The sequence below is a fragment of the Stenotrophomonas sp. S39 genome (genome assembly GCF_016624665.1).
Taxonomy (GTDB): Bacteria; Pseudomonadota; Gammaproteobacteria; order Xanthomonadales; family Xanthomonadaceae; genus Stenotrophomonas.
In genome coordinates this window covers 1-14538 of sequence record NZ_JACVTT010000043.1, presented here as the reverse complement: position 1 = coordinate 14538, position 14538 = coordinate 1, and the positions used below count along the sequence as shown (strand labels likewise).

Annotated in this window: 19 protein-coding genes, 2 tRNA genes and 1 riboswitch; of the genes, 9 read left to right on the top strand and 12 right to left on the bottom strand. The window is 67.6% G+C overall.

Annotated elements, in window-relative coordinates; translation table 11 throughout:
• Positions 1–27 precede the first annotated feature (27 nt).
• A tRNA-Leu gene (locus IAE41_RS12520) sits at positions 28–114 on the top strand.
• Positions 115–136: 22 nt separating this feature from the next.
• Entirely contained in the window at positions 137–805 is a 669-nt protein-coding gene (locus tag IAE41_RS12515) for a DUF1176 domain-containing protein (protein WP_200733341.1), read from the top strand.
• A 10-nt stretch (positions 806–815) separates the two neighbouring features.
• On the opposite strand, the gene hemN is transcribed toward IAE41_RS12515, so the two are convergent.
• On the bottom strand, positions 816–2225 hold the full coding sequence (gene hemN, locus IAE41_RS12510) for an oxygen-independent coproporphyrinogen III oxidase (RefSeq protein ID WP_079225174.1): 1410 nt from the start codon (positions 2223–2225) through the stop codon (positions 816–818).
• Between the two features lie 44 nt (positions 2226–2269).
• Positions 2270–2710, bottom strand: coding sequence for a group III truncated hemoglobin (locus IAE41_RS12505; protein ID WP_108746423.1), 441 nt, complete (start codon positions 2708–2710; stop codon positions 2270–2272).
• Between the two features lie 181 nt (positions 2711–2891).
• On the opposite strand from IAE41_RS12505, the gene IAE41_RS12500 reads away from it, so the two are divergent.
• On the top strand, positions 2892–3179 hold the full coding sequence (locus tag IAE41_RS12500) for a hypothetical protein (protein ID WP_079221407.1): 288 nt from the start codon (positions 2892–2894) through the stop codon (positions 3177–3179).
• Positions 3176–4225, top strand: coding sequence for a 4Fe-4S dicluster domain-containing protein (locus IAE41_RS12495; RefSeq protein WP_200733340.1), 1050 nt, complete (start codon positions 3176–3178; stop codon positions 4223–4225). Before IAE41_RS12500 ends, IAE41_RS12495 begins: the two co-directional genes overlap by 4 nt.
• A gap of 1 nt (position 4226) precedes the next feature.
• Here the strand turns inward: IAE41_RS12495 and IAE41_RS12490 are convergent, their stop codons facing one another.
• The gene (locus tag IAE41_RS12490; RefSeq protein ID WP_200733339.1) at positions 4227–4463 is read right to left on the bottom strand and encodes a hypothetical protein; all 237 of its coding nucleotides are present in this window, start codon (positions 4461–4463) and stop codon (positions 4227–4229) included.
• Positions 4464–4801: 338 nt separating this feature from the next.
• Positions 4802–5011 (bottom strand): hypothetical protein, encoded by a 210-nt coding sequence (locus IAE41_RS12485; protein ID WP_200733338.1) that lies wholly within the window; start codon positions 5009–5011, stop codon positions 4802–4804.
• Between the two features lie 78 nt (positions 5012–5089).
• Here IAE41_RS12485 and IAE41_RS12480 point away from each other — a divergent pair, with 78 nt between their 5' ends.
• Both IAE41_RS12480 and crcB read left to right on the top strand, forming a co-directional pair.
• The gene (locus IAE41_RS12480; protein ID WP_234458485.1) at positions 5090–5530 is read left to right on the top strand and encodes a helix-turn-helix domain-containing protein; all 441 of its coding nucleotides are present in this window, start codon (positions 5090–5092) and stop codon (positions 5528–5530) included.
• A 37-nt stretch (positions 5531–5567) separates the two neighbouring features.
• Positions 5568–5631, top strand: a riboswitch (Fluoride riboswitch).
• Between the two features lie 82 nt (positions 5632–5713).
• Positions 5714–6106, top strand: coding sequence for a fluoride efflux transporter CrcB (crcB, locus tag IAE41_RS12475; protein ID WP_079221402.1), 393 nt, complete (start codon positions 5714–5716; stop codon positions 6104–6106).
• A 4-nt stretch (positions 6107–6110) separates the two neighbouring features.
• Here the strand turns inward: crcB and IAE41_RS12470 are convergent, their stop codons facing one another.
• The 3 genes from IAE41_RS12470 to IAE41_RS12460 all read right to left on the bottom strand — a co-directional run bounded on the left by IAE41_RS12470 (position 6111) and on the right by IAE41_RS12460 (position 8474).
• Positions 6111–6944, bottom strand: coding sequence for an AraC family transcriptional regulator (locus IAE41_RS12470; protein ID WP_200733337.1), 834 nt, complete (start codon positions 6942–6944; stop codon positions 6111–6113).
• A gap of 81 nt (positions 6945–7025) precedes the next feature.
• Entirely contained in the window at positions 7026–7436 is a 411-nt protein-coding gene (locus tag IAE41_RS12465) for an SRPBCC family protein (RefSeq protein ID WP_200733336.1), read from the bottom strand.
• Between the two features lie 18 nt (positions 7437–7454).
• Positions 7455–8474 (bottom strand): aldo/keto reductase, encoded by a 1020-nt coding sequence (locus tag IAE41_RS12460; RefSeq protein WP_200733335.1) that lies wholly within the window; start codon positions 8472–8474, stop codon positions 7455–7457.
• Positions 8475–8577: 103 nt separating this feature from the next.
• Between IAE41_RS12460 and IAE41_RS12455 the strand changes: the two genes are divergently transcribed.
• From IAE41_RS12455 to IAE41_RS12445, 3 genes are all read left to right on the top strand, one after another.
• On the top strand, positions 8578–9486 hold the full coding sequence (locus tag IAE41_RS12455; RefSeq protein ID WP_200733334.1) for a LysR substrate-binding domain-containing protein: 909 nt from the start codon (positions 8578–8580) through the stop codon (positions 9484–9486).
• Positions 9487–9573: 87 nt separating this feature from the next.
• Positions 9574–10653: an alpha/beta fold hydrolase gene (locus IAE41_RS12450; RefSeq protein ID WP_200733333.1), complete on the top strand. Its 1080-nt coding sequence runs from the start codon at positions 9574–9576 to the stop codon at positions 10651–10653.
• 95 nt (positions 10654–10748) lie between these two features.
• The gene (locus IAE41_RS12445; RefSeq protein WP_200733332.1) at positions 10749–11513 is read left to right on the top strand and encodes a thioesterase family protein; all 765 of its coding nucleotides are present in this window, start codon (positions 10749–10751) and stop codon (positions 11511–11513) included.
• Between the two features lie 28 nt (positions 11514–11541).
• Here IAE41_RS12445 and IAE41_RS12440 read toward each other — a convergent pair whose 3' ends face one another.
• From IAE41_RS12440 to IAE41_RS12420, 5 genes are all read right to left on the bottom strand, one after another.
• On the bottom strand, positions 11542–11811 hold the full coding sequence (locus IAE41_RS12440; RefSeq protein ID WP_108747800.1) for a hypothetical protein: 270 nt from the start codon (positions 11809–11811) through the stop codon (positions 11542–11544).
• A gap of 271 nt (positions 11812–12082) precedes the next feature.
• Positions 12083–12649 (bottom strand): DUF4124 domain-containing protein, encoded by a 567-nt coding sequence (locus tag IAE41_RS12435; RefSeq protein ID WP_234458484.1) that lies wholly within the window; start codon positions 12647–12649, stop codon positions 12083–12085.
• 44 nt (positions 12650–12693) lie between these two features.
• A complete protein-coding gene (locus tag IAE41_RS12430) occupies positions 12694–13635 on the bottom strand; it encodes an ADP-ribosylglycohydrolase family protein (protein ID WP_200733331.1) in 942 nt (313 codons plus the stop codon).
• Between the two features lie 25 nt (positions 13636–13660).
• Entirely contained in the window at positions 13661–14218 is a 558-nt protein-coding gene (locus IAE41_RS12425; RefSeq protein WP_200733330.1) for a DUF998 domain-containing protein, read from the bottom strand.
• Between the two features lie 129 nt (positions 14219–14347).
• Positions 14348–14421: transfer RNA gene (locus IAE41_RS12420), tRNA-Cys, on the bottom strand.
• Between the last annotated feature and the right edge of the window lie 117 nt (positions 14422–14538).

The following is a 14538-nucleotide window of genomic DNA, read 5'->3' as shown; positions in this document are numbered from 1 at the left end:
TCCGTTACAATCGGCGCGCGCTGCAAGGCCCGGATGGCGAAACTGGTAGACGCATCGGACTTAAAATCCGCCGGGGGCAACCCCATGCCGGTTCGATTCCGGCTCCGGGCACCACTCCAGTCAAGGACCGACAACGATGCGAGCACTCCGCCCCTGGCTGGCGCTGCTGGCGGCTACGGCTGCCCTGGGCGCAACGGCCGCCCCACCCGCGCCGCTGCCGGTACTGAACGTCGCTCCTGCAAGCGCACCCACCCTCCCGCCGCAGCTCAGCGCTTCGCGCATTGCCGGGGTGCGCCGGCTGCACACGGCCGCCCTGCTGCAGCGCCAGTGCGACCCGGACGACAGCCTGGTCCGCCAGCACGACCAAGCCTTCGCGCTCGATGCGCATCGCGAGCTGGTCTTCATCGGCTGCCAGGCGGGTGCCTACAACGCCAACGTGGTGGTGTTCGTGGTGGACCATGGCAACGTCGCCACCGCCCGCGCCCTGCACTTCGCCGTGGCCGGCGCGCCAGCCATCGCCGACGATGCGCCAGCGTTCGAACTGCAGCGCCTCGGCTGGCCGCGCTTCGATCCGGTCCGCCAGCGATTGACCGAAACCACCTTCTACCGCGGCATCGGCGATTGCGGGCACGCGGCGAGCTGGCGATGGGACGGTGCCGTGTTCCAGCCCGAGACCGTGCAGCTGCAGGCCGACTGCAATGGCGGCCCGTCCGGTGACTGGCCAACCGTGTGGCGCACGGCCAGCAGCCCTGGGAACGTGGCGCGCGACTTCGGCCCGGCCCGTGGCGATTCCGGGCCGCGCTGACAACCGGCCTTCAGATCGCCCGCGAATACCGCGGTTGCTCCTGCGCTGCGCGCAGATACGGATCGAAGCACATCGCCAGCAGGCGCAGCAGCGGCCGTCCCGGCTCACTGGTGCGCACCACGCCCTCGCTGTATTCGGCCAGGCCGTCCTGCTGCAGGCGCTGCACGGCCTGCAGGTCCTGCGCGAAGTACTCCTCGAACTGCACGCCATGGCGCCGGCCCAGCGCGCGCCCATCCACCTCGCCCTGGCACATCAGCTGCTGGATCAGCTCGGCGCGCAGCTGGTCATCCTCGCTGAGCGCGACGCCGCGCCAGACCGGCAGCTGGCCCTGGTCCACCGCCGCTTCCCACGATGGCAGGTCACGCGGGTTCTGGCTGTAGGTAGCGCCCACGTGGCTGATGGCGCTGACGCCCAGGCCCAGCAGGTCGGTGTCGGCATGGGTGGTATAGCCCATGAAGTTGCGATGCAGCTGGCCGGCACGCTGCGCGCGCGACAGGTCTTCCTCGGGCAGCGCGAAGTGGTCCATGCCGATGTACTGGTAGCCGGCTGCCGAGAGGCGCTCCACCGCCAGCCCGAGCAGGGCCAGCTTGTCTTCCGGCGAAGGCAGCCGGCGTTCGTCGATCTGCCGCTGCGCGCGGAACAGGTGCGGCAGATGCGCGTAGCCATACACCGCCAGGCGGTCCGGCCGCAGCGCCAACACCAGTTCCAGGGTGCGGCCGAAGCCTTCCAGGTTCTGCCCGGGCAGGCCGTAGATCAGATCGACGTTGACCGAGCGCATGCCGCTGTCCCGGCAGGCACGCAGGATGTCCAGCGTCTGCCGCACGCCCTGCACGCGGTTGATCGATTCCTGCACCTGCGGGTCGAAATCCTGCACGCCCAGGCTGGCACGGTTGAAACCCAGCCGTGCCAGCATCGCCACGTCACCGGCATCGATGAAACGAGGGTCCAGTTCGATGGAGAAATCGCGCTGTGACGAGTCACTGAAATCGAAGCGCCTGCGCAGCCCTTCCACCAGCGTGGTCATTGCCTCGGCATCGAGGAAATTGGGCGTGCCGCCGCCCAGGTGCAGCTGGATCACTTCGCGCCCGTCATCGAACTGCGGCGCCAGCAGGTCAGCTTCGGCCAGCACCCGCGCCACATAGCTGTGGCCACGGCCGCGATCACGGGTGATCACCCGGTTGCAGCCGCAGTAGAAACATGGGCTGGAACAGAACGGCACATGCACGTACAGCGACAGCGCGCGCGCCTGCTGGTTGCTGTCGGCGATCGCCTGGCGCAGGGCCGGCGCATCGAACCCATCGTGGAAGTGCGGCGCGGTCGGGTAGGAGGTGTAGCGCGGTCCCGGCCGGTCATGCCGGCGCAGCAGATCGGGGTCGAAGGTCCAGGCCAGGCCGCCAGCAGCGGGAGAGTACGTGTCCATGGCGCCAGCATCGCGCTGGCGCGACGCGACCGCCTTGACCTGGATCAATCCTGGCCGCGAACGCCCAGCACCGGCAGGCCCACCTGCGGCCAGCGCAGCATCTGGTACCGGCGCCAGAAGGTTTCGGCGATGCGCTTGGCGACATCGTCTGCCAGCGCCTGCATCGGCGGGTTGCCGCACTCGGCAGTGGTGATGTGGAACAGCACCAGCCAGCGGTCGAACAGGTCCTTGTCCAGCGCGATGGCCATGTGCTTGGACATCGGCGAACCACTGAAACGGCGGGTGCCGCGCAGCATCGCCGACCAGAAATCGACCAGCTGGGCCAGGTGCGACGGCCAGTCATGCACATGCCCCTCGAACACCGGCCCCAGCCGCTCCTCCTCGCGCACCCGCGCATAGAAGTCGTGGACCAGGCGGGTCACCTCCTCCTCGCTGCACAGCTCGAGGGAGGCAACGGGAAGTTCGGTCGGGGTTGCTGCGTTCATCGGGTTACCCAGTACGGATCGGCAGTGTGCCGAAGGCGGCGGCTGCCGCTGTTGATCCAGATCAATGTCGAGGCGGCCAGGCACGCCTAGGCTTGCGCGCTTGCAGGACGCACGCCCTGCGGATGCTGCGCCGCCCAGCGCGAAGTATACGCGCCGCCCTCTTCCTCAGACCTGGGACCGCATGAACACACCGTCTTCCAGCCGCCGCCAGCGGCTGATCCAGCACTGGGGCGCGATCCTCTGGCCCAGCTTCATCGCCGCCGGCGTGGCCAGCGTGGTGTTCTTCGCCTTCGTCGATCCCCTGCGGCTGCAGGCCATCAGCTTCCCCGCCAGCGTGATCAGCCGCGAGCTGGGCTACACCGCAGGCTTCTTCATGTTCTGGGCCGTCACGGCGCTGTCCAGCGCGGTGACCGGGTACCTGCTGCGCCCGATGGGCGACGGCGACGACGACGAGCTGCCACTGGGATGAGCTGCGCCGCGCCCTCCCTGCCCCGTCCCTGGCGCTGGCGTGGCGCCCTCAGCGCCGTCCTGCTGGCGCTGTTCTACCTGCTGCCCTGGCTGCGCTGGAACGGGCGCCAGGCGTTGCTGCTGGACCTTGCCACGCGCCGCTTCGACCTGTTCGGCTGGACCCTGTGGCCCGATGACGTCGGCGTGCTGCTGGGCCTGCTGGCGGTACTTGCGGTGAGCCTGGCGCTGCTGACCCACCTCGCCGGGCGGGTCTGGTGTGGCCATGCCTGCCCGCAGACGCTGTGGATGCGGGCCTTCGATGGCATCGCCCGCGCGCTGTCGCGACGGCTGCCCCCGCGCGTGGCCACGGTCGCGACCCGGCTGTGCTGGATCCTGCTCTCGCTGTGGACCGGCATCACCTTCGTCGGCCTGTTCAGCCCCATCCACGGCCTGTTTGGCCTGCCCGCTGCAAGCGGCTGGACTGGCTGGAAAGCCTTCTGGGTGCTGTTCTATGCCGCAGCCACCTACGGCAATGCGGGCTTCCTGCGCGAACAGGTGTGCCGTTCACTGTGCCCGTTCGCGCGCCTGCAGCCGCTGCTGACCGATCCGCATACGCCGCGCATGCTCTACGACGCCCGCCGTGGCGAACCCCGCGGCGCGCGGCCTGCCGCCCTGGGTGGCGTGCTCGGTCGCGGCCGTGGCCTGCTCGACCCGACAACGGCGCAGGACTATGTATTCCGTGCCGCCCACCCGCTGCTGGCCGGGCCGATGCCCACCTTCAGTGCGGATCGGCTGGGGGATTGCACCGATTGCGCGGCGTGCGTGACGGCGTGCCCGATGCAGCTGGATATCCGTCATGGGCCGCAGGCCGATTGCCTGGCCTGCGGTGCCTGCCTGGAGGCATGCGCGCAGCAGCAGCACCGTGCCGGCTTCGGCGAAGGGCTGGTGCGCTACTGCAGTCCGCAGTCCATGGCCGGGCAGGCGCGCCACCGGTGGCGCACACGCACCACCGCGCTGGCATCGCTGCTGTTGGCCCTGCTGGCGTGCGGCGCCTGGCGCCTGTGCTGACTCAGCGCGGGCGCCCGTCGTCCGGCGGCACCAGCTGCGCACGACGGACGATGCCGAGCTGCTCGATGATCAGCGCCAGATCATTGGTGACTTCGGTACGCTCGGTTCCCTGCGGAACCAGGCGGTCAAGCACCTGCTGGTAGGTATCCCAGAACGCCGGACCGCATCCGTGTTTGTGGTAACTGGCTTCCAGTTCGCGGCGTACCCGTTCAGCCAAGCCATGCATGCCGTATTCCATACGACCTCCGTTGGACTTGTCCTGCATCGTTGACGGTCAACCGATCCACTTGCCTGCTACTGAAAGACTCCCGGCCTTCACGGCCGGCTGATGCCAATTAGTCATAATTTTCACGACAGGTCAATTACAGGGGGCGACTTTTGTGATTGAAATTATTAATCATTCATGATGCGAGAGACGTCACCGCCTTACCCCGGGTCGCGCCAAAGCCGACACCGGCGCCCGCTCCGCACCTGCCGTCCACCCGTCGTCCCGTTTTCCATCGAATTCGCCTATGGCGATAAGCACGCTTAACAAAATGGGTGGACCGATCCGGATACGACATTTTTGGTCGTTAATCAGACCGATTCTGCCTGATTGCTCTTTTCCGCCGGAAACAGATCCGGATAACGCTGTTGCAGCATGTAGCGCCGCAGCGCGGGAATCGGAACGTCGCGAGGCCATTGCGAGACAGCGGATCTGCTGATTCCAAAGAGCCTGGCCAGCTCAGCGTCGGTGCCCAGGCCCAGCCGCATGCGCACGTGACGCTTGCACCACTTTTCGTCCATTTTCGATCTCTTTCGTCATCAGACTTATTTTGGTGGCAAGGATTCTTTTGAATCCACGCGTTAAGCTGGCTTGCATAGATGAATACTCTTGGACAACGACTCGCCGCCGCCATGAAGGACGCCGGGCATACCCGCCCGGCTCACCTGGCCCGCGCCGCGAAAAGCACCACGGCCACCGTCAGCAACTGGCTCAACGACAACGTCAAAGCCGACCACGTAAAAGCCGAACAGCTCTTCCGCATCGCCGATGCGGTGAAGATGGATCCACGCGAGCTGCTGTTCGGTCCGGTCGATGGCGCAGTGGGCGAACGTGGCACCGCCTACATGTACCTGCCCAGCGAGGCGTATCTGGATGTCTGGGAAACGGCCTATGAAATGGTGGCCAACATCCTGGCCCGGCGCGGGCTCGACGTCGGTTTCCGGCGGCAGGCATCGCTGGGGTTGATGGCCAACGACCTGCTGCGCGAAGGCATCAGCCGCAGCAAGGTGGCCCGCGTGGTGGCGACCGCCCTGCCCTGACCCGTCCTGCGCAGGGCTGCCTGTCGCTGGTAGCATGGACGGTGATGGGGATGGGGCTCCCCCGATAACCGCCTTTGATGGCTGATGGCTCCTGTTGTTGACGAACCCGGCGTTCGTCGATGGCAGGCCGTGCCCGCCATTGCGTACGCCGTCGATCCTGCGAACCAGCACTCGAGGCAAACGATGCAAGCACTGAACAACTATGTCCTGGTCTTCCTGGGGGGCGGCGCGGGCGCGTGCCTGCGCCACGCCTGCAACCTGCTCGGCGCGCGGGTTGCGGTCGGCAGCCCGTGGCCCTGGTCCACCTTCCTCATCAACATCAGCGGCGCGCTGTTGATGGGCGTGGTGGTAGAGGCGTTCGCCCTGCGCAACGGTGCATCGCCGCAACTGCGGCTGCTGCTGACCACCGGCATCCTCGGTGGCTACACGACGTTCTCCACCTACTCGCTGGAAATCGGCCTGCTGCTGCAGCGCGGCCAGCATGGGCTGGCCGCCCTGTATGCCGGCGGTTCGGTCGCACTCGGCCTGGCCGGCCTCTTCGGCGGCATGAAGCTGGCCCGGCTGGTGATGGGCTGATCGCTCAGGCGGCGCTGGCGCGATCCTGGTCGCGCCACTGCCGTGGCGACTGCCCGGTGTGCGCCTTGAATGCACGCGACAGCGCAGCCTCGCTGCCGTAGCCGACATCGTCGGCAATGCGCTTGAGCGGGCGGCCCTGGCGCAGCGCCTGCTGGGCCAGGCTGACGCGCCAGCCCTGCAGGTACTGGCCGGGCGTGGTCCCCATCGCCTCGCGGAAGCTGGCGGCGAACACACTGCGCGACATCCCTGCGGTTTCGGCCAGGTCCTCCAGCGTCCAGGCCTGCGACGGCGCCTCGTGCATGGCCACCAGGGCCAGACGCAGGCGCGGGTGCCCAAGCCCGGCAAACAGGCCGCCGCGCATCTGCCCGCCTTCCATCAACTGGCGCAGCACCTGGATCATCACCACCTCGAACAGGCGGTTGACCATCACCGTGCGCCCGCAGCGCTGCTCGAAGGCTTCCTCGAACAACAGGTCCAGCGCGGCGCTGCCGCCATACAGATCGGCCAGCGGCATGCAGATGAAATCCGGCAGGGCCGCGCTGATCGGATTGAGCCGGCCGCCTTCGAAATGCAGGTTGGCGCAGGCCATGTCGGCACCGTGCTGCGGATCGGTGCTGAAGCGGTGCGGCATCGGCCGTGGGTACAGCAGCAGGCTCGGCACATCCACCTGCACGGTCTGCTGGCCATGGCTGACCTGCACCGGCCCGCGCCGCACCAGGTGCAGCTGGCCAGCCTCGTCCTCGCCCTGCAGGCTGTTGATGCCACACAGCGCGCCGGCATGGAACACCGAGGCATTGACCGCGAAACGTTCCAGCAGGATGGCAAGGCGGTCGACCATGGCAGGACTCCAGATCAAGCAGATGATGGCTGATGCGACCCATCGTATCGAATCCGGCCCTGCGGTGGGCGACCGCGTTGTTCAACCGGCCAGCGTGGCCTGCAGCGCCCTCAGGCCGTCACGGTAGATGCCCTCGAACAATGCCGAGGCCGCTTCGTCGCTGACGCCCACCGGGGTGAACGCACCGGACCAGTCGATGCGCGCACCGTGGTCCAGTTCGACCACGCGCAGGGTGGAGCGGTAGCCGGTCACCGGGAACGGTGCCTGCAGGATCGAGTAGGTGTAGCTGCGCCCGGCCTGGTCGAACGCCTCCAGCCGCTCGACGATGGCATCACCGTCGGGGTTGGCCAGATGGCGCACGCGACCGCCTTCGCTGAGCGTGCTGGTGGGGATGTACGGCAGCCAGTCCGGCAGCGAATCGAAGCCGCCGATCAGATTCCAGACGCGATCGGCGCTGGCCGGTACGGTGAGTGATGCAGATGCGGTTGCCATGGCAGGTCTCCTCCGTGCTCAGCGCAGATCGATGGGCAGCGGCGCGTCGGCGGACACCAGCCCCTGCGCGCGCAGTTCCTGCCAGAACGCGGGCGGAATCACTTCCTTCAGCGCGGCGTAGTCTTCGGCGATGCGCTCGGGACGGCTGGCGCCCGGGATCACCGCCGCGACGGCGGGGTTGGCCAGCGAGAACTGCAGTGCGGCGGCCTTGATGCTGATGCCGTGCGCAGCAGCAATGGCCTTCATGCGTTCAACCTTGGCCAGGATCTGCGGCGAGGCCTGCTGGTATTCGAAGTGGCTGCCACCGGCCAGCACGCCGGAACTGTACGGCCCACCCACGACGATGCCGGTGTTGCGCTCGGCCGCTTTCGGCATCACCCGCTGCAGCGCGCGCTCATGGTCAAGCAGCGAGTAGCGGCCGGCCAGCAGGAAGCCATCGGGGCGCGCCTCGTCCAGGTCCAGGGTCAGTTCGATCGGCTCGACGCGGTTGACGCCCAGGCCCCAGGCCTTGATCACGCCCTCCTCGCGCAGCCGGGTCAGCACCCGGAAGGCGCCGCGGCGTGCGGTCTCGAAGTAGGACAGCCACTCATCGCCGTAGAAGTCCTGGGCGATGTCATGCACCCAGACAATGTCCAGGCGGTCGGTCTTCAGCCGCTTCAGGCTGTCGTCGATGGAGCGCAGGGTGGCGTCGGCCGAGTAATCATTGACCAGCTTGTTGGGCCGGCCGGCGACGAACAGGCCGCCCTTCTCGCCCAGGTCGCGGGCGCTGGTGTCTTCCACTTCATCCAGGATCAGGCGGCCGACCTTGGTGCTCAGCACGAAATCATCGCGGTTGCGCCTGGCCAGCGTGTCGCCCAGGCGGATCTCGGCCAGGCCGGCGCCGTAGAACGGGGCGGTATCGAAGTAGCGCGTGCCCTGCTCCCAGGCCGCGTCCACCGTGGCCTGGGCCTCGGCTTCCGGGATGTCGCGGAACATGTTGCCCAGCGGGGCGGTACCGAAGCCGAGGGTCTTGCCGGCCAGCAGTTCATTGATGCTCATGGGGGTCCTCCTGCGGAGGTTGTTGAGGTTGAGGCACAGGCTAGGCTTGCCCGATAAGACTGTCCAAGACATAATTTTTCAACCTTGAGTCCCGGACGGTCTTATGCTCGATCTCCGCCAACTTCGCTACTTCGTGGCTGTCGCCGAAGATGAACACGTCGGTCGCGCCGCCGAGCGCCTGCACATTTCCCAGTCCCCGCTCAGCCGCCAGATCGCCCAGCTGGAGGAACGGCTGGAGCTGCAGCTGTTCGAGCGCTCGCAGCAGCGCATCCGCCTGACGGCCGATGGCCGCACCTTCCTGGCGGAGGCGCGGGCCCTGCTGACCCACGCCAACCGGCTGGAGTCGCTGGCCCGGCGCCTGGGCCGGGGCGACGAGGGCGGCCTGTGCATCGGCTACCTGGAATACGCCATGCACTCGGGCGTACTGCCCACCGCCCTGCGCGCGCTGCGCGGCGATCGCCCGGCCGTGCATATCGCCCTGTACAACCAGCAATCGGACGTGCAGCTGGAAGGCCTGCGCCAGCGCAGCCTGGACATCGCCCTGGTCTGCGAACCGCCCGCGTTCGACGATCCGGACCTGCAAGCCACGCAGGTGCTGAACGACCCGATGCTGCTGGCCCTGCCCGCAGGACATCCCCTGGCCAGCGCCGAGCAGATCACACCCGATGACCTGGCCAGCCAGCAGTGGATCGGGGTGATGCACAAGGAAAGCGCGCTGCGCCACGACACCTTCATTGCCGCCTGCGCGAAGGCCGGTTTCACCCCGAGCATCGCCATGGAAGCCAGCGAGCCACTGGCCGCGCTCGGCCTGGTGGCCGCCGGGCTGGGCCTGACCACCCTGCAGCGCAGCCTGGACCACCAGGCACCGGCCGGCGTGGTGCTGCGCGAGCTGCCGTGGTTCAGCTACCGCACGCCGTTGTGGGCCGCCTGGCACCGCATCAACCTGCGGCCGCTGGTGGAAACCTTCCGCCGTACGCTCATCGAAACCGCGACCGGCCAGCCGCCGGCCTGAGCCCGGCGTGCGCGTGCTGTCGCAGTGCAGCGCGCGCGCCGCAGGGGCTGCGCCTATGCTCGGCACATTCCTGCAAGGACGAACGCGATGCGCCTGCTGCTTCCACTGGCCTTGGCCATCGGCCTGTTGCTGCCCACGACCGCACTGCACGCCGCCGCCCCGCCTGCGCCACGCTCGCTCAACGGCGAACTGCAGGGCGCGCCATGGCGGCTGGACGTACCCACGCAGTGGAACGGCGAGCTGGTGATGCTGGCCCATGGCTACGAACCGGTCGGCGTGCCGCGCGCGACGCCGATGGCCGCGGCCGATAGTACCCAGGCCCTGCTGGATGCGGGTTACGCGGTCGCGCAGAGCGCCTATTCCAGCCAGGGCTGGGCGGTGGCCGACGCGGTGGCCGACATGGAACGCCTGCGCCAGCACACGCTGGCCGAACTGAAGCAGGTGCGCAGGACGTGGATGCTCGGCTTCTCGATGGGCGGCGCGGTCACCGTGGCCAGCCTGGAACAGCATCCGCAGGCCTATGACGGCGGCATTTCGCTGTGCGGGGCCAATCTGCCGGGCGAAGCGCTGGCCGAGGATCTGCTCACCACTCTGGTGGCCTTTGATTACTTCTTTCCCAAGGCCGACGGCCTGCCTGCAGGCGGCCTGGTCTCACGCGAGGCCGCTGCGCTGCCACAGATGGCGCTGTACCAGGGCATCGCCGCTGCGCTGGCAACCCGGCCGGCAGCTGCCGCACAGCTGGCCACCCGCCTGCAGGTCGCACCCGATGCACTGGCTGGTGTGATCAGCCTGCACGCACTGGTGCTGCACGAACTGGCGCAGCGCGCCGCCGGCATGCCGGCCGGCAACCTCGGCACGGTCTACAGCGGCTTCGGTGACGATGCCGCCTTCAACGCGGGCGTGCAGCGGCTGCAGGCCAGCGCGGTGGGGCAAGCCTACGTGCGCGAGCGGCTGGCCTTGAGCGGCACCCTGCTGAAACCGCTGGTGATCCAGTTCAACCACGACGATCCAACCATCGTGCCGCGCATGCAGGCGGTGTATCCGCACCAGGCGACGCGTGCGGGCAGTGCCGCGAAACTGCGCGTGCTGCCCCTCGCCGGCGAAGGGCATTGCGGCTTTTCCGGTGCACAGGTGCTGGATGCATTGAAGGCGGCCGCGGCGCGTTGAGGCGTTCGCGCGCAGGCGAGGCTGCGGGCGCGGCGCTACGATGGCGGGACGGCGCACAGCGCGCCACGCACTCCATTCCACTGCCCCGTGAACCGATGGCCTTCTTTGAACGACTGAGCGACACCCGCTACCTGCCCACCGCACACGTGGGTGGCGCCTGGAACACCCACGAGCAGCACATCGCACCGGCGATGGGCCTGCTCGCCCACCATCTTGAGCGTGATGCCGCCGCGCGTGGCCACGGCTTCCTGATCGGCCGCCTGTCCTACGACATCCTCGGCACCATTCCGATCGAAGCAATGGACGCACACGTGCAGGTGCTGCGCGGTGGCCGCACCATCGAACTCGTCGAAGCCACCCTCAGCCACCAGGGCCGTGCGGCCCTGCGCGTGCGTGCGTGGCTGATGCGCCCGAACGATACCGCCGCCATCGCCGGCACGCCGCTGGCGCGGATCGCCGCCGCAGACACCATGCCCGAATGGGACCCGGCGACGGTGTGGCCGGGCGGCTTCATCCAGAACGTGCAGATCCGCCGCGATGACCAGGGCCCCGGCCGTGCGACCTACTGGGCACGCGCGAAGCAGCCGCTGCTGGATGGCGAGACGGTGAGCCCGCTGGCACGTGCCGCCACCTTGTTCGACCTGTCCAACGGCATGGCCGTGCGCGCCGATCCGAAGGAGATCGCCTTCCCCAACCTCGACCTGACCGTGCACCTGTTCGGCACGCCGCAGGGCGACTGGCTGGGCTTCGACACCTCGGTCTCGTTCGGCAGCGAAGGCATCGGCCTGACCAGTACGGTGCTGCACGACGAACGCGGCCCGATCGGCAGCATCGGCCAGGTGCTGACCGTGCGGCCCTGAGGCAGTGGAGTGACCGCAACGGGCGGCGTCAGCCGCCCAGCGTGCCCATGGTGAAGGTGTAACCCGAGCGCATCAGGAAATCGCGCATGCGCAGTTCAGCGCGGCGCGGTGATGCGAGGTCGGAGGGGCCATACAGGGCGTAGACCACGCCCGAGCCCTCGATGCGCTCGCGGCGCACGCCGCAATGGCGCGTTTCGGCGGCGATCACCCAGCCGTCCTTCAGTTGATCCGGCCCGATCGACTGACCGTTCTTGAGCCGGAATGTCAGCCAGCGCACATCCGCGGAGGATCTGCTCATCGCTGGCCTGCCGCGTGCTGCATGCGGTGTTGCATGTCCCTGCGTGCCATTGCTGCTCCCGAAGACTGAACCTCGACCATACCCCCTTCTCATGTCGTCCCGGTTTGAGATTGGTGACGCGGCCAGCTCACCCGCCTGCTGGCCCCGCAGTTCGATGCGGTGCTGGGGCTGGATTCCAGCGCCGACCAGCTTCGCAATGCCGGCCCTCCCCCCCGGCGTCAGCTACCCGTTGGAGCAGCGGGTACCGAACGCAGGACGCCCCGGCGCTGGCTCAGTACGCGTTGGATTCTGGCGCGGCGTATTGCTGCTGCACCCGGTCTTCCTGGTCACGGCGCACGGACGCACAGCGATCGCGCGCCGTGGACATCTGCGCATCGGCAGCGACCCGCTCCGAACTCAATGACTGCTGCAGGCTGGAAATCTGCGCACGGATGCCCGACTCAAGGGTCGCATTGGGCAGCGTGCCGCCCGCATCCGGCGGCGTGCTGCGGGCGGCTGCCAACTGCCGGTCCAGCTCGGCTACCTGACGGTTGACCGCCTGCGTGCGCGACTCAAGCGGACCATAGATGCGCGACTGCTCGCCCTGCAGGCAGTTGCGCTCGGCGATGCCCGCATCGCTCATGCCGGTGGTGCGATAGACGGCCGCTCGGTTGGATGCTTCGCCCGCGCTCTCGGAGGCAGCGCGGTTGGAGCGCAGTTTCATCGGCTCGCTGCCCGCACCGCAGGGATCCTGCGAATAGACCGTCTCGCCCGACGACCCCTTGCACTTGTAGACCTGCGCCGAAGCCAGCGGTGCCAGCAACAGCAGCGCCAGGCCAATACCCGTTTTCACGTTCATCCAGACCTCCTGTCCGTGGCCATGCCGGCCCGCTGGCGATTACGCTACGACGGATTCCCGGCAGCGGCAAAGCCCTGGCCGGCCCGTGCAACGCGGTTCCGTTCATACAACGCGTCCGCCAGCACCTGGATTTCCGCGCGCATGGCCAGCACCTGCAGCCAGTGCGCAGGGATGCCCGCAGCGCCATGGAAGGCGCCGGCCAACTGGCCGAGCACCGCGGCGGTCGTATCGGCATCGTCGCCGAGGTTGGCCGCTTCCAGCACCGCAGCGGCGAAACTGTCGTGCTGGTGGAAGCACCAGAACGCCGCCTCCAGGCTGTCCACGACATAGCCACTGCCGCGGATCTGCTCACGGCTTGCATGCTGGTAGTGTCCAGCGGCGATCTGCTGCAGGCGCTCGCTCTGCACCGGGATGTCACGCAGGTCCAGTACCGCCTGCTTCGATTGCCCGTCCAGCGCGCGCTCGATCGCAGCAGCCAGCAAGCGGCAGGCATCCAGGCATTCGCGCGCGGCATGGGTCGTGCGCGAACCCAGCTCGGCCATCGCCGGCAGTTCCGGCATTCCTGCATAGCGCAGCACCACCGGTGCCAGGCGCATGATCGAACCGTTGCCGGCACTGCGCGGGTCTTCATTGCCCGACAGTGGCTCGCCACTGAGCAGGAACTGGTCGATGGCCGCGCGCGTGGCCATGCCGATATCAAAGCACTCGCCGGTCGCGCTCCAGTAGCCGTTGCGGTACCAGTTGGCATAGCGGGTCATCTGGTCGTGCGCATCGAATTCGTCACGACGCACCAGGCTTTCTGCCAGGCACATCGCCATCGACGTATCGTCGGTCCACTGCCCCAGCGCCAGGTTGAACGGGCCACCACCGACCATGTCGGTGAGCGGGCTGAAACTGCCTCGCGGCTTGAACTCCACCGTGGTGCCGACGGCATCGCCGCAGGCCAGTCCGAGCAGTGCGCCGCGGAAGTTGTCGATCTGGTTCATGCCCCGAGTGTAACCAGACACGGCATCAGGTGTTCCCGAACACCCGTCTCAGTTCCAGCGCTGCAAAGGTGTACCAGCCAAAGGCAGGCAGCAACGCGATGCGCTGGGTCAGCCCATGCCAGGGCTGCGGATCGAAGCCGGACAGCATCAACCACAGATAGAGCATCCCCAGCAGCGAGGTCGCGCGCGCAACCCAGGCGATGCGCCGGGAGGCATCAGCCCCGAGTTCGACCAGGAACAACAGCGGCGTCAGGATGGAAAAAATGCCGATGGAGTACATGCCATGCAGCGGGCTGCCCGTGGTGAACACCCCGTTGCTGAGCATGGCCACGCCGAACAGGAGGGACGTGAGTGCGGTGAGTGCGAAGCGGCGGCCCCAGCCCAGCAGCGCAAGACTGAAGACGATGATGGCCGCGCCATTGACCGCGATGCAGACCGTCAACATGTTTGCCGGCGGGCCTGGCATCAGCCCCATTTCGCTGAGGTGCTGCGAGAGCGAGCTGTAGCCGGGCACGGTGAAGCCGAATGCGATTGCGGCGAACATCGCGCCAAGGGGAACGTAGATCGCCTGCCGGATTGCCATTGCGCGCACTGCATGCCCCTCTTCCTGAGTGTGAAGGCGGACGTTAGCAGGGGCGGCTGCGGGCCAGCAGTGTGGTTTGGCAGGGGGCGCGCAAAGAAAAAGCCCTGACCGGAGTCAGGGCTTTTCAATTGGAGGCCTCAAGCGGAATCGAACCGCTGTAAACGGATTTGCAATCCGGTGCATAGCCACTCTGCCATGAGGCCAACGTACCGCGGCCAGGAACGATGCCCCTGACATGACAAAACCCCGCGATGGGGCCTGTCGAAACATGGAGCGGGAAACGAGACTCGAACTCGCGACCTCAACCTTGGCAAGGTTGC